This is a genomic window from Cyclobacterium sp. 10D3-21 (assembly GCF_055809755.1).
In genome coordinates, this window is the sequence record NZ_CM147924.1 from 2,201,925 (window position 1) to 2,216,886 (window position 14,962).

Consider the following 14,962-nt stretch of genomic DNA (forward strand, 5'->3'; position numbering starts at 1 on the left):
CTTTACCTTGATTTCATTTTCAAAAATATTCATTATTTAGCTATTGTCTGAAACTTTTCTTCATAACTTCACTTTGCATGAAATGGTAAAGTGTCAACTTTGTGTTATCGATTCCTTAACCGATTGAATTAAATGATCACAGAAACGCCCTTACAAATCTATAAATCATCTGCTGGATCAGGTAAAACCTATACCCTTACCACAGCCTACCTCAAATTAGCTCTTGAATCTCCTATTGCATTTAGGCGAATTCTGGCAGTTACTTTTACCAATAAGGCGACCCAGGAGATGAAGGACAGAATCATCAATGAGTTAAAAAGACTTAAACAAGGTGTAGATGAATCTGAGACAATGGACAAAGAGCTTTTGGAAAAATGGCAGCTAAAACCTGCAGAATTGTCTAAGAGGGCTGGTGAAGTTCTTTCGGCAATTCTTCATGATTTCGGCTTTTTTTCAGTGAGCACCATTGATAGTTTTTTCCAGAAAGTAATCAGGGCTTTTGCAAGAGAAATTGATTTACAAGCCAAATTTGATGTAGAAATGGATCTTGATGGTGTAATGGGCAGGATGGTGGATAGGTTAATGCTACGCGTAGCAGATGATCCTGAGTTACACAAGTGGATGGTTGAATTTTCCATAAGCAAAATTACCGAAGGCAAGTCCTGGGATGTAAGAGCCTCAGTAGAAGATCTTGGGAAGAAAATCTTTCTGGAGGATTTTAAAATGGTCCAAAAGGAAGTAAATGCCTTTTTGAAGAATCCTGAAACATTTCAAAAATTCAAGAACTTTATATTTGAACAAAAGCAAGTGATCATTGATAAAGCCTTAGAACTAAGGTCATCGGCTCAAGAAATTAGAGATAAAAACGGTCTGGTTTGGGAGGATTTTTCTGGTGGTACAAGGTCATTTAGTAGGAAATTTGATCAATTAGGAGATAAAACCGAGCCTGTACCAATACTTACTGGTCTTCAGGAAAAACTGTTGCTTGGTCCAGAGGGTTGGTATACCAAAACCAGCAAGTCGAAAGCCGCAATTGAGGCAGCCTATTATGAAGGTCTGGGGGAGATCATGCAGCAATTTGCACCGATGAAAAAGCATTGGAACACCTTGGATGCGATCTCTAAGAATCTTTATAGTTTTGGCCTATTTGGTTATCTTCTTAGGGAACTGAAGGAATTGAAGGAAGAAGAAAATATGCTGTTGATTTCTGAAACCAATGACTTTCTTAAATCAATCACCAGTGACAATGATGCCCCCTTTATCTATGAAAAAGTGGGCAATCGCTATCAACATTTCTTACTGGATGAATTTCAGGATACCTCCGGATTTCAATGGGCAAGTTTCCGTCCACTTTTGCTCAATACCCTTTCCATGGGTAAAACCAATCTAGTCGTAGGAGATGTGAAACAATCTATCTATCGCTGGCGGGGAGGAGAAATGCGCCTGCTGATGGAACAGGTAGAAATTGATCTAGGGCATTTTGGTTTGAATGTTAAAAAATTGGACACCAATTTCAGGAGTTTACCCAATATTGTTGCTTTTAACAATACGCTTTTTCTAAAAATGTCTAAATTTTTAAGTGAACATTTAAAGGCAACGTTGGGCGATCCTTCAATGGAAATGATCGAAGAGGCTTATGCTGATATTTTACAGAAGGTAGCTCCCAAACAAAAAGCGAAAGGGATCAATGGGAAGGTAAAGTTGGCTTTTATAGAAACAGATAAAGAAACCAAATATGAGGATGAAATTCTAAGGTTGCTGCCAGGCCAGGTGGAGGGCCTGCTGGATCAGGGCTATCAATTGAAAGACATCGCTATTCTCGTTAGAAAGAATGGACAGGCTGCGCAGATTGCTGATGCATTTATGGCCTATGCTGAAGATAATAAGGGCAATAATTACAAGTATGATGTGCTGTCTGATGAGGCATTATTTCTTACCAGAGCCACCGTGGTGAAATGTCTTTTGGCGGCTCTTCAAATTATAAATGATGCGGAAGATTCACTTGCTGAAAAAACCTTTTGGATCCAATTGGCAAGGATCAGAAACATACCTTTTGATCATGTTTTATTCAAGCAAGATAGCCTTCCGGAAACTTTTCAAGAATTGAAAGAAAAGCTTTTTAGCCAACTTCCAACCTTCCGCAAATTGCCTCTAATGGATTTGCTTGAAGCTTTGATTGATCTTATTGGGTTGAATGAAGAAGGGACAGGTGAACTTGCCTATTTGTCGGGGTTTAAGGAGGCGGTATTTGACTTTATTTCAAAAAATAGAGCGGATCTTGGCGGTTTCCTCAACTGGTGGGAGCAGCAGGGTTACAAAAGAACTGTGAAAATCCCAGAAGAATTTGATGCTATTCGCATCCAAACCATTCACAAATCCAAAGGCTTACAATATAAAGTAGTTCTTTTGCCTTATCTGGATTGGAAGTTATTTGATACAGGGAAAGAAAATATCATTTGGACAAAATACGATTGGGATGAAAGGTTACCACCTGCTATTATCCCACTAACCCTAAGGCCCCAACTTCTTGATTCCGCCTTTTCAGCCGCTTACCTGGAAGAAAACCTTTTGCATCATCTTGATTCTCTTAATATGCTATATGTGGCATTCACTAGGGCGGAGGAGGTTCTCCTGGGAATGGTCCCTTACAGTAAACCTAGCAAGACCAAGAAATTGACAACGGTGGCCGATTTATTGCGAGAAATCATGGATTTCAAAGTTCAGGGAGATGAATTATTGGACTTTGAGAGGTATTATAATAGTGAAAAATTAACGTTTGATTTAGGAGATTGGCACCAAAATGAAGCAAAGGAAGCTGTCGATACCCCTGCACAGGCCATGGTGTGGAAATATAGGCCATGGGAAAAATCCTTGAAAGTAAAGCAGGTGTTTGGCGAATTTGAAGCCTCTGAAATTGTTTCTAAGAGGGAGTTTGGTGTATTGGTACATCGGATAATTGAAAAATCCCAAACTAAGTCAGATTTCTTGCTTGAACTCCAATCCATGTATTTTGATGGAGCTGTTACCGATGAGGAAAAGAAATCCCTAGAAATTCAGTTTGATAAGCTCTGCCAACACCCCATATTTAATTCCTGGTTTGACGGTTCAGGAAAAGTCCTTACTGAGCAGGGAATATATCTTCCGGGAGGAGAGTTCAAGAGACCCGATAGGATTATTTACTATCCGAATGGTATTGAGGTAGTAGATTTTAAAACAGGTGAAGAAAGAGCCTCACATAAGACTCAGGTATTGGATTATGTGGCCTTAGTGAAAAGTATTGAAAAGGAGAAAGTCATTAGAGGGTTTATCTGTTATATAGAAAGTGGTTCAATAGTAAAGGTTGTATAAATGGATGGATTTTTAAAGCGCACTGCGGCTGATTTATTGCAGAAGGGAAACGACCTAAAAAATATTCAAGTAATATTGCCCAATAGGAGGGCCGGATTATTTTTTACAAAGTACCTGGGACAATTGATTACTCAGCCGACTTATATGCCCAGGGTAATAACCATTGAGGATTTTTTCTATGATATCGCTGGGAAGCGACCTGCAGATAAGCTGACGCTAATTTATGAGCTGTATAAGGTGTTTAAATCACTTTCTGGTAGTAACGAGAGTTTTGACAGGTTTTATTTTTGGGGAGAAATGATCCTTAAAGACTTTAATGATCTTGATCAATTTATGGTTAACCCTGAGAAATTGTTCATCAACCTAAAAGAACAAAAAATTCTTGAAAGCGATTGGAGTTTTCTTTCGTCCACTCAAATCGAACTGATCCAGGCATTTTGGGCATCTTTCGAAAGCAGGGACAGGTTTCATCAAGAGAAATTTTTAAGGTTTTGGGATGTTTTATTCCCATTGTACAATCAGTTTAATTCTTCTCTCAAAACATTAGGACTGGCTTATGGCGGCAGCATATACCGAGAAGTGGCCGAAGGTTTGGGTAAAGTGGAGTCTTCGGAATTGGAGACTGTTTTCGTTGGCTTTAATGCATTTACTGGGGCAGAAGAAAAGCTTATAAAACATTATGTTGAAAATTTTGGTGCTACCATTTTTTGGGACATTGATCGGTATTATTTGAATGCGCTAAACCAGGAGGCTGGTATGTTTTTTAGAGATTACAAAAAAGACAAGGTACTAGGCCCAACATTTCCTGAAATTACACCTGGACGCATTGAAGAAAACAAAAGAAAAGTTCAGACCTATGCTGTACCCTTAAAAATTAACCAGGCCAATATGGTAGGAGCAATTTTAGAGGCCATTCCTGATATAGAACAAAATTGGGAGGAGACGGTAGTTATTTTACCTGATGAGCAACTTCTTTTTCCTGTTTTAAATCTTTTGCCAGACAAGGTCAATAAGGTAAACGTTACCATGGGGTATCCAGTCAAGCATACACCTGTATTTACCTTTTTGGAGGCAGTTGTGGACTTGCAGAAATACACAAGGGTTGTGAACGAGGAGCCAATGTTTTATCATAAGCCTGTTAAAGAACTCTTATCCACTGTCTATTTATATGACGCTGCCCCTGAGTTTTCAAAAAATCTAATAGAGGATTTTGCACGCACCAATACTTTGTACATTTCTACATCAGCCTTAGCAGTTGGCGGCCCCTTATTTGCAAAAGTTTTTCAGCAAATGACTACCGATAACTTAATGGATAACATGCTAGGGCTAATCCAAATGCTGGCAGAGCCATTAGAGGAAAATAGTATGGAGCGGACCTATCTTTATCAATGTTTCAAGCAAATGAACAGGCTTAAAGCTATTGTTGAAAAAGAGATTAAGGAAGAAGTCAATATTGCTTTTCTTCTAAGAATTTTTAGGCAGGTTTTTGGAGAGATAAAACTTCCTTTTAAAGGAGAACCTTTAGAGGGGCTTCAATTAATGGGTGTATTGGAATCCAGGAACCTTGATTTTAAAAGGGTCATTATTTGCAATATGAATGAAGGAAGTTTTCCACCTTCAGGTTCTATGAACTCAATGATTCCTTTTAATCTTCGGAAGGCCTTTGGTATGCCTATTCAAGAGCAAAACGATGCGATTTATGCCTATACTTTTTATCGGCTTTTGCATGAGGCAGAAGATGTTCATTTACTTTATACTACAGCTGGTACCCAAGGGCAGGTAAGCGAAAAGAGTCGGTATATCCATCAGCTTCAAATAGAAATGAATCAGGAAGGTATTCAAAAGGAGGACAGCATTACCCATATCCCGGTAAATTTGACAGCAACAAGGCCGATCTCCATACAAAAAGAGGAAGCCATATTGTCTCATTTAATGAGATACGCTAAACCTACAAGTGGTGAGAGGGAGCCAATATCTTTTTCGCCGTCGGCAATTAATGTCTGGCTGGATTGTAGACTTAAGTTTTACCTTAATTATATAGCAGGGATAGAAGTTCCGGAGGAGGTTCAGGAGGAAGTGGATCCAGCGATTTTTGGAAATCTCGTTCACATGTCTCTGGAAAACCTATACATGGGTTATATAGAAAGGAAAAAACGTAAAATTGTAGAGAAAACGGATATTCAGGGGCTAAAGGATTTTGTGTATCCAGCGGTTATGAATGCGATTAAAAAGCAATATTTTTTGGAGGATAAAGGTATCCAAAAACTAACAGGGCAATTGGTGATCGCAAGAGATGTTTTGCAAAAATATTTACAGGGAGTTTTGATAAAAGACGAAGAGTCAGCTCCCTTTGAAATTATTTCCCTGGAAGCAGGGAGAAAATACAAAGCCTTTGTACCTATAAATACCGATAAGGGAAAAATTGATGTGGCTCTAGGAGGTATTATTGATAGGGTAGACCGCATAGGTGAAACAGTGAGGTTGATTGATTATAAATCTGGACAGGACAATAAAACTTTTAAAGGCATTGAAAGTTTGTTTGATAGGGATGATTCCAATAGGAATAAAGCTGCGATGCAAACTTTCTTCTACGGTTTATTGTACGAAGCCAACTTCCCTGACAATAAGCACAAGCTAAAGCCAGCTTTGTTTAATTTACGTGAAATATTTAAAGAGGATTTTAACCCTTACCTTCAAGAAGTTATTGGACCTAGAGAAAAAGCGGAAGTAACAGATTACTCGGTATATAGAGAGAATTACGTTAGCCAGCTTAAAAAAACCTTGGAAGAAATATTTGATAAAGACCAGGCATTTGATCAAACAACGGACATTAAAAAATGTCAATATTGTCCATATGCAAATATCTGTTCAAGATGATTTGCTTTATCAGTGGAAAATTTTGTTGACAATTCGAGAAGTCTAATGCAAAGGTATCAATTGATTTGTTTAAAGAAGGATAATAGTTTGCGTGTTAGGGCATAAAATCTGTATTTTTGCGACAAGGAATTATAATTGAGCATATATACCCCAATAGGATTGGGGTTTTATGACTTTTTCCTTTTTTGGTTTCACTTAGATTATGCTATAGGATTTCCTGTCTTCTGACTGAAAATGTTGCAATCACAAGAAACAGCAATGATAGACTGATTTTGAACTGGTTTCATAATGTTATAGCCTATCTATTATTAGTACGATTTGATAATCAACCTATTTTGGTGAAGATAGAATTGAAACAATTGATTGATTTTAAGTGGGGTAAGGATCAAAATAAGTTGGATATTCTGTTATTAAAAGAATCTTACAGAGGAAGGTTAATTTCTAAAAAAAAGAAGAAAAATTTATTTTTCAGATTCATACCAGATATTGGCAGGATTTTTTCTGTATAACAACAAAATAAATCATGTTGTTGGTTTTTTTTATTGGAAACAGCCGCATAAAAAATATACTTGGGTTATCTTTCTGAAAATTAAGGAACATCCAAACCTAAATAGCGGTTAAATGGTAGGAGTAAACTAAAATGAATTTGAAAATCAATTGTTTCAGTAGGTGAAATAGGAACTCATAATTAAAACTGACTTTAAATGAATTCGCAGTAATCTGCCCCAAACTTTTTTCGGGAAGTGATTAGGCCAATTAATAGAACGGTTAATGTTAATTTTGGGTTAATATTAGAGTGATTTTCTAATTTTTATTATTTTTATAGACTATCATTAGGGTTTTAAGTTAGTTTAAATTGCCTTTGTTAGGGTGTTTTGAGAAGTGGAGCTAATGAGAATTAAAGAGGAAATCGAAAGAAAGAAAACACAAATGTTAGAAAATTAGTTATAGGTGGAGCAGGATAAGAAGACAATTGTATTTGTTGATGATGACAAGGTTCAACACATGATCAACAAGCGAATTTTAGAAAAAATGAACCGGGGATTAAAAATGTTTTTTTTTGAAGATCCTTTTGATGCTTTAGAATGGTTAAGTAATAATTACACGGATGTAATTTTATTGGACATAAACATGCCTAAAATGGATGGATGGGACTTTCTGAAGCGGATGGAAGCCAAAGGTATTAAAGTAAACGTTAAAATGCTTACCGCATCAATTGATCCAGGTGATTTGAATAAAAGCAAGGAATTTAAGCAGATAAGTGGATTCTTGATTAAACCAATAAAAGAACAAAATTTCAGGGAACTTTTGGCCGATTAAAATTATTGGTTGATTTTAGAATTCCGTTTAATCATTTGAATTAAATATATCAATAATATGGCTGAAAACCTCAAAGGCAATGATAAAGTATTTAGTACAAGAATTGATAAGTTTTTCGTTGGACTAGAAAGGGCGTTTAAGTTTCTTAAGAAATTTTTTGTTGAGGTTTGGATTCCTCCATATGAGTTTAAGGAGGTAATTCGGCAATGTTATCGCATCGGTTATAATTCCCTGCCTTTAATATCCCTTACAGGGTTTATAGTAGGAATAGTTTTTACCAATCAGTCAAGGCCTTCACTTTCAGAGTTTGGTGCCACATCCTGGTTGCCAGCCTTGATTTCGATTGCCGTTGTCAGAGCGATGGGGCCTTTGGTTACCGCACTTATTGCTGCAGGAAAGGTGGGGTCTAGTATTGGGGCAGAAATCGGATCAATGAAGGTTACGGAACAAATTGATGCAATGGAAGTGTCTGCTACCAACCCTTTTAAATTTCTTGTTGTAACCAGGGTTTTGGCGAGTACATTTATGATCCCAATTTTGGTCCTCTATACCGATTTTTTGGCCCTTATGGGAGCTTTTTTAAATGTTAATGTAAATGAGAAGGTAAGTATCAACACTTTCTTTGTTCAAGTGTTTGATTCCATCTCATTTCTAGACATCTCCTCTTCAATGGTTAAATCACTGGTGTTCGGCTTTACCATTGGTATCGTTGGTTGTTATAAAGGATATAATTCAACCAAAGGCACAGAGGGAGTGGGTAAAGCAGCGAATTCGGCTGTAGTTATGGCCATGTTTTTAATATTTATTGAAGAATTGTTATCCTTACAGATCACCAATTTCTTTAGGCAGTTATAATATGAAAGATACAGTAATCGAAATTAGAGAGCTCTCAAAGTCTTTTGGGGATATGCACGTTCTAAAGAATGTCAATTTGGACCTATACCGTGGAGAAAATCTGGTGGTATTAGGTAAGTCAGGAAGCGGAAAATCAGTCTTGATTAAAATCATGGTTGGTTTACTTACTCAGGATAGTGGTTCAGCCATTGTTTTGGGACAAGAAGTGAGTCAATTAAAGTCAAAAAGTCTCAATGAATTAAGACTTAAAATCGGGTTTTCCTTTCAGGCAAGTGCATTGTATGACAGCATGACTGTAAGAGAAAATTTGGAATTTCCTTTGGTAAGAAATGTAAAAAACCTTAGCAAAGTGGATAAAGATAAATTGGTGGAGGAAGTTTTGGAAGGTGTTGGCCTCATTCAAACCATAAATCAAATGCCGTCGGAATTATCAGGAGGGCAAAGGAAAAGGATTGGTATAGCCAGAACACTTATTCTAAAGCCAGCCATTATGCTCTATGACGAACCCACCGCTGGTTTGGATCCCATAACCTGCATGGATATAAACAACCTGATCAATCAAGTAAATGAGGAGTACAAAACCACCTCTATCATTATCACGCATGATTTAACATGTGCTAAGGTGACAGGAGACAGGATGGCCGTGCTTCTGGATGGGCACTTTGGGAATACTGGAAAATTTGAAGAGGTATTTGAACATGCCGTAGATGGCAGAGTAAAATCATTTTATGACTATAATTTCATCGAACAATGAGAAATGAAAATAAAAGATCTGTAACGGTTGGCATATTTGTGTTAGTTGGGATCGCAATACTGGTTGTTGGCATTCTTACTCTTGGAGCACAACAAAAAGCCTTTGTTAAGAGTATTCGGGTAACTTCCGTCTTCGATGATGTAGGAGGTTTACAAACTGGTAACAATGTTTGGTTCTCGGGTGTGAAAATTGGAACAGTGAAGAAAATCAATTTTTACGGTGATTCTCAGGTAGAAATTGAAATGAATATTGAATCTTCTTCAAAGGATTACATAAAAAAGAACTCTAAAGCTACCATTAGTTCAGATGGACTAATAGGAAATAAGATTATTGTAATCTATGGAGGTACAGGTCAAGGACCTTCTATTGAAGATGGTGATAAGCTAACCGCTGAGATGCCATTGGATACAGACAAGATGATGGAAACATTGCAGGTAAACAATAATAACCTTGTGTCGATCACAGAAGACTTGAAAGTACTAACTCATAAAATATCCAGTGGAGAAGGTATAGTTGGCGCTGTATTGACCGACAGTATGTTGGTGAAAAATTTTAAGGCAGTTATGCAAAACCTCGAAAGAACAGCCGTTAATAGTAATAGAATGACTGCTGACCTGGCTAAATTTTCCAACGAACTTAATCAAAAGGGAGGACTTGTAGATCAAATGTTAAATGACACTACCCTTTTCTCAAGCTTAAAAACTACTGCTGAAAGTCTCGAAAATACTTCTGCAGAAGCAAGTACTGCTGCTAAAAATTTCAGTAAAGTAAGTGAGAACCTCAATGAAACAGACAATGCTGTTGGAATGCTGCTTAATGATGAAAAATTTGCAGCCGCTTTGAAAAGCTCGATGAGTAGTTTAGATACCGGAACAGTAAGGATGAACGAAACATTGGAAGCCTTGCGTTATCACTGGTTTTTTAGAAAATCTTTTAGAAAAAGAGACAAGGCAGATGCTGAATCAGAAAACCAATAGAATTTTAAAAGCGGAACTTGTTTCCGCTTTTTTTATGGCCCCATAATTGATAGGAATACCTTATATTAGTATATTAGATTATATTTAAAATTCGTAATTAATATCCTTTTTAATTATAAACCTTCTTATTTTATGACAAAAGATCCATATAAAATCATAAAGAAACTTCCATCAGCTCAAGGTGATCTTAATTACTGGAGTTTGGAAGAATTACAAAAGCAAGGATATCAAATTAATAAACTCCCCTTTTCAATCAGGGTTCTTTTAGAGAATACGCTGAGAAATTTCGATGATTTTGCTATTACAAAGGAGAATATTGAAACTTTGCTTAACTGGAAACCAGCACCTTCAGAAAAAGATATCCCCTACAAACCTGCAAGGGTTTTGATGCAAGATTTCACAGGTGTGCCCGCGGTGGTTGATATCGCATCTCTCCGCTCTGAAGCAGTTAGAAAAGGCAAAAATCCAGAAAAAATAAATCCTTTAATCCCCGTTGATTTGGTAGTGGATCATTCCGTTCAGGTAGATTATTTTGGTACGGATTACTCCTACAAAAAAAATGTAGATGTGGAGTATCAAAGAAATGGGGAGCGATACGAGTTTTTAAAGTGGGCGCAAAAATCGTTTAACAACTTTTCAGTAGTTCCTCCTGGGATGGGTATTTGCCACCAGGTGAATCTGGAATACCTTGCCCAAGGTGTAATTGCCAGAGACGGAAATGTTTTTCCTGATACTTTGGTAGGTACAGATTCCCATACGCCCATGGTCAATGGAATTGGAGTAGTTGGTTGGGGTGTTGGAGGTATAGAAGCAGAGGCTGCCATATTGGGGCAGCCTATCTATTTCATCATGCCTGAGGTGGTCGGTCTGAGGCTTACTGGGGCATTGCCAATGGGTACAACTTCTACAGATATGGTTTTGACCATCACTGAGCTTCTAAGGAGACAAAGTGTAGTAGGGAAATTTGTTGAAGTTTTTGGTCCCGGGCTGGACGGGTTGTCTGTTCCAGACAGGGCTACCATTTCAAATATGTCTCCAGAGTTTGGGTGTACGGTTACTTATTTCCCCATAGATGATCGCACCCTGGATTATATGGGCAGGACCAATAGGGCTTCGGAACATATTAAACTTGTAGAAAACTACGCCAAAGCGAATATGCTTTGGAGGGAAAATGAGGACGAAATCAATTATTCCTCAGTAGTAGAATTAGACCTTGGCACTGTGGAGCCTACAGTTTCAGGACCAAAAAGGCCACAGGATAAAATCCTTTTAAGGGAATTTAAAAAGAAATTTGGCTCCTTACTTAAGGAAGTACACGGAAGAGAATACATACCCATTGAAAAAAGAGAAGTGGGTAGATGGCTTGATGAAGGTGGAGGAAATCAGCCAGTGCAAAGCGGGAAACAGCAGCTAGATCGTGATTTGGAAATCGAGACAAAGGTTAAAAATGGATTAAAAACCGTTGGTGTCAAATTGAATAATGAGGAATTCGCACTTTATGATGGATCCATAGTAATTGCAGCCATTACTTCTTGTACCAATACTTCAAATCCAAGTGTTATGATCGGGGCGGGGCTTATTGCTCGAAAAGCGAGAGAAAGGGGTATCGATGTAAAACCATGGGTAAAAACCTCCTTGGCTCCTGGATCCAAGGTTGTAACGGATTATCTCCATCATGCTGGATTACTAGAGGATTTAGAAGCCTTGCGCTTCCACGTGGTCGGTTATGGCTGTACCAGTTGTATTGGTAATTCAGGACCCTTACCTGTTCATATTGCCAAAGCAGTTGAGGAGAATGACCTGATAGTAGCTTCTGTTTTATCAGGTAATAGAAATTTTGAGGCAAGAGTACATCCTCAAGTGAAGATGAATTACCTTATGTCACCAATGCTTGTGGTTGCTTTTGCGCTAGCAGGCAGAGTGGATGTAGATCTAAATAATGAGCCTTTAGGATATGACCCGAACCTTGAGCCGGTTTATTTAAAAGATTTATGGCCTACCAATGAGGAAATTTTTGAAGTCGCTAACCGTGTGCTTTCACCGGGAGATTACAAAAAGAGTTATGGAGAAATATTTGAAGGCAATGATCAGTGGCGTGCGTTGAAAGCTCCTGAAGATAAAGTGTATCAATGGTCTCAGGAATCTAGTTATATTAAAGAAGCACCATTTTTTAATGGGATTTCCGAACAAGTAGATAATCCTGATGAAATACTTAACGCCCGTGTTTTGTTGAAGCTAGGAGATTCCATCACTACTGATCATATTTCGCCTGCCGGTTCTTTTTCCTCCAAATCACCAGCGGGTAAATACCTACTTGATAAAGGAGTGGAACAGGTAATGTTCAACTCCTACGGTTCGAGAAGAGGTAATGACGAAGTGATGGTAAGAGGGACATTTGCCAATGTTAGGATAAAGAATCAATTGGCTACCCAGGAGGGTGGGTACACCACCCATATGCCTTCTGGAGAAGAAATGACAGTATTTGATGCCTCACGTAAATACATCAGCGACGGTGTCCCTTTATTGGTCTTGGCAGGGAAAGAATATGGTAGTGGATCTTCACGGGATTGGGCTGCTAAAGGAACCACTCTGTTGGGTATTAAAGGGGTAATTGCTGAAAGCTATGAAAGGATACACAGGTCTAATCTTGTAGGTATGGGTGTCTTGCCAATGCAATACTCAGAAGGCCAATCCGCCGCTTCGCTAGGGCTTACAGGTAAAGAGCAGATTTCTATTGAGGGGATAAAAGAGGGATTATCTCCTTTGAAAGTTTTAAAAGCCAAAGCTAAAAATGAAAATGGAAGTGAAGTAACCTTTGAAGTAATCGCCCGTCTTGATTCTTTAATTGAAATAGAATATTATAAAAATGGGGGAATTCTTCATTATGTGCTTAGGCAGTTTTTGAAAGCCTAAAACTTGAGGTAAACTATAAATTGATTAGAATGTGATTGTACAATGATGTTTCATTCCCTAGATCATTTTATAAAGCTTTTGGCCCCCTTTGCATGGCCTAGGGGCTTTTCAGGCCTTTTACCATAAGCTATTTACTCATTTTAAAGCGATTTCATCGCATAGTAATTTGCCCATTGTCTATTTTGAGTTTATACCAAAAATAGGCAATGGGTTTTTTTGTGGTTAATTTTGGAGTGATTCCAACACGTAACAGATTAGCTATTGCGAATTGTTTGTAAATAGTATTCCCTCCAGATTTGAGCAAGCAGTTTCATTAAGGTCTTGTGTAAATTGGTAATCTCAGATAATCAATAATAGCACTAAATCCAAAGGATGGTATACCAGCCGTCTTATCCAGATAAAGAATTCAATTAATAAATGCTCAATTCAATAATTGAAAAGGATACTTTTTAGGTATTAATAAAACAATTTTTTTCTTAAATGGGACAATATCCATCACCTATTTTTTTTATCTGGTGCATCACCATGATCTACATCATTGTTTCCCTTTATCTTTTAAATTAATCTTGTTAATAAAATAAGGTTAAAACATGAAATTCTATAAATCTGAAATGTTGTTTTTACTGGTTGCCATTTCTATAATCAATACAAGCTATGCTCAAGACAGTATCCCTCTAAATTTAGAGTCTGCAATTGAATTGGGGCTTCATAAAAATACAGATATTGCTATTTCAAAATATCAGGTTGAGACCGCCGAATTTGCCTTAAAAGAAGCCAAAGGTAATTTTTTTCCCAAACTGTCAGCAAATACCAATTATTATAGAAATATAAATCGACAAGTTATTTTTTTACCAGATGGTTTCGGAAGTGAAGGAGGAACGGCCACTGAACTTGGTGCTGATAATGATTATAGCGCTTCGCTAAACCTGTCTATTCCTGTGTATTCTAATTATAATCGGATCAATAAAATTAATATTGAAACAAGCCTAAACTATCAAAATGAAGTTGCTAGAAATACAAGGCAAAATATAATGAATGAAATTAAAAAGACCTATTTCAATTATTTAATAGCCCAAGAAATTGTAAAAGTGCAACAAAAACAATTAAAGAGTGCTCAAGAAACTTTAATAGATGTGGAAATAAGGAAGAATCTGGGGACATTAACGGATTACGATTACGCCACGGCGAAAGTACAAGTTGCACAAGCCAAAAATAGTTTACTAGAATCGCAGAATTCCATACTTCCATTGGCTAACAATTTAAAATTGCTATTGGGTCTAAAAGAAGAGGTTGTTTTAAAATTAACCGAACCAATTGCCCTTGTGAGTAACGAGCTTTTTCTGGATGAGAATCCAATAGAAAAACTAACACAAAATAGCACCTTAAAGCAACTGGAGATTGATGTTGCAGCAAAAGATATACAAATAAAACTTGCAAAATCTTCTTATTATCCTACACTGGATGCCATTGGGAATTATAACTACCAGGCTCAAGAAGATAATTTTAAATTGGCAGATTTCCAATGGGTAAACACAAGTCTCGTTGGATTTCAATTGCAATTCAGTATTTTTAATGGGCTCATCACTAAAAATAAGGTGCAACAGGCCAGAATAGCGAAGAACATGGCCAAAAAACAATTGCAATACACGGAGGAAGCAACCAAAATGCAATTAAATGAACTGTTGTCCCATCTCGATTTCACAAGACAAAAAATTGAAGTTCAGAAAGAGAATAAGGATCTTACAGCTGATGCTTTAAAACTTGCGAAAAAACGATATCAGTTTGGGGTTGGGACATTTTTAGAAGTCAATAATGCCGAATTATCCTATACACAGGCGCATCTTAATTGGCTACAATCCATTTCAGATTATAGAACAGCATTTTACGATTATCAATTATTATTAGGTCAGGATTAAAT

General features: G+C 37.3%; 8 protein-coding genes. All 8 read left to right on the forward strand.

Annotation, left to right across the window (positions count from 1 at the left end; genetic code table 11):
* Positions 1-132 precede the first annotated feature (132 nt).
* The 8 genes from AC0L7T_RS08960 (at position 133) to AC0L7T_RS08995 (ending at position 14,960) form a co-directional block, all read left to right on the forward strand.
* A complete protein-coding gene (locus AC0L7T_RS08960; protein WP_473342218.1) occupies positions 133-3,348 on the forward strand; it encodes a UvrD-helicase domain-containing protein in 3,216 nt (1,071 codons plus the stop codon).
* Entirely contained in the window at positions 3,349-6,225 is a 2,877-nt protein-coding gene (locus AC0L7T_RS08965; protein ID WP_473342219.1) for a PD-(D/E)XK nuclease family protein, read from the forward strand.
* A 951-nt stretch (positions 6,226-7,176) separates the two neighbouring features.
* Positions 7,177-7,545 (forward strand): response regulator, encoded by a 369-nt coding sequence (locus tag AC0L7T_RS08970; protein WP_473342220.1) that lies wholly within the window; start codon positions 7,177-7,179, stop codon positions 7,543-7,545.
* A gap of 57 nt (positions 7,546-7,602) precedes the next feature.
* A complete protein-coding gene (locus AC0L7T_RS08975) occupies positions 7,603-8,400 on the forward strand; it encodes an MlaE family ABC transporter permease (protein ID WP_473342221.1) in 798 nt (265 codons plus the stop codon).
* 1 nt (position 8,401) lies between these two features.
* Positions 8,402-9,154 (forward strand): ABC transporter ATP-binding protein, encoded by a 753-nt coding sequence (locus tag AC0L7T_RS08980; protein ID WP_473342222.1) that lies wholly within the window; start codon positions 8,402-8,404, stop codon positions 9,152-9,154.
* Complete coding sequence (locus AC0L7T_RS08985; protein WP_473342223.1) at positions 9,151-10,131, forward strand: MlaD family protein; 981 nt, start codon at positions 9,151-9,153, stop codon at positions 10,129-10,131. The genes AC0L7T_RS08980 and AC0L7T_RS08985 overlap by 4 nt, the downstream gene beginning before the upstream one ends.
* A 132-nt stretch (positions 10,132-10,263) precedes the next feature.
* Positions 10,264-13,044: an aconitate hydratase AcnA gene (gene acnA, locus AC0L7T_RS08990; protein WP_473342224.1), complete on the forward strand. Its 2,781-nt coding sequence runs from the start codon at positions 10,264-10,266 to the stop codon at positions 13,042-13,044.
* Positions 13,045-13,634: 590 nt separating this feature from the next.
* On the forward strand, positions 13,635-14,960 hold the full coding sequence (locus AC0L7T_RS08995) for a TolC family protein (protein WP_473342226.1): 1,326 nt from the start codon (positions 13,635-13,637) through the stop codon (positions 14,958-14,960).
* Positions 14,961-14,962 lie beyond the last annotated feature (2 nt).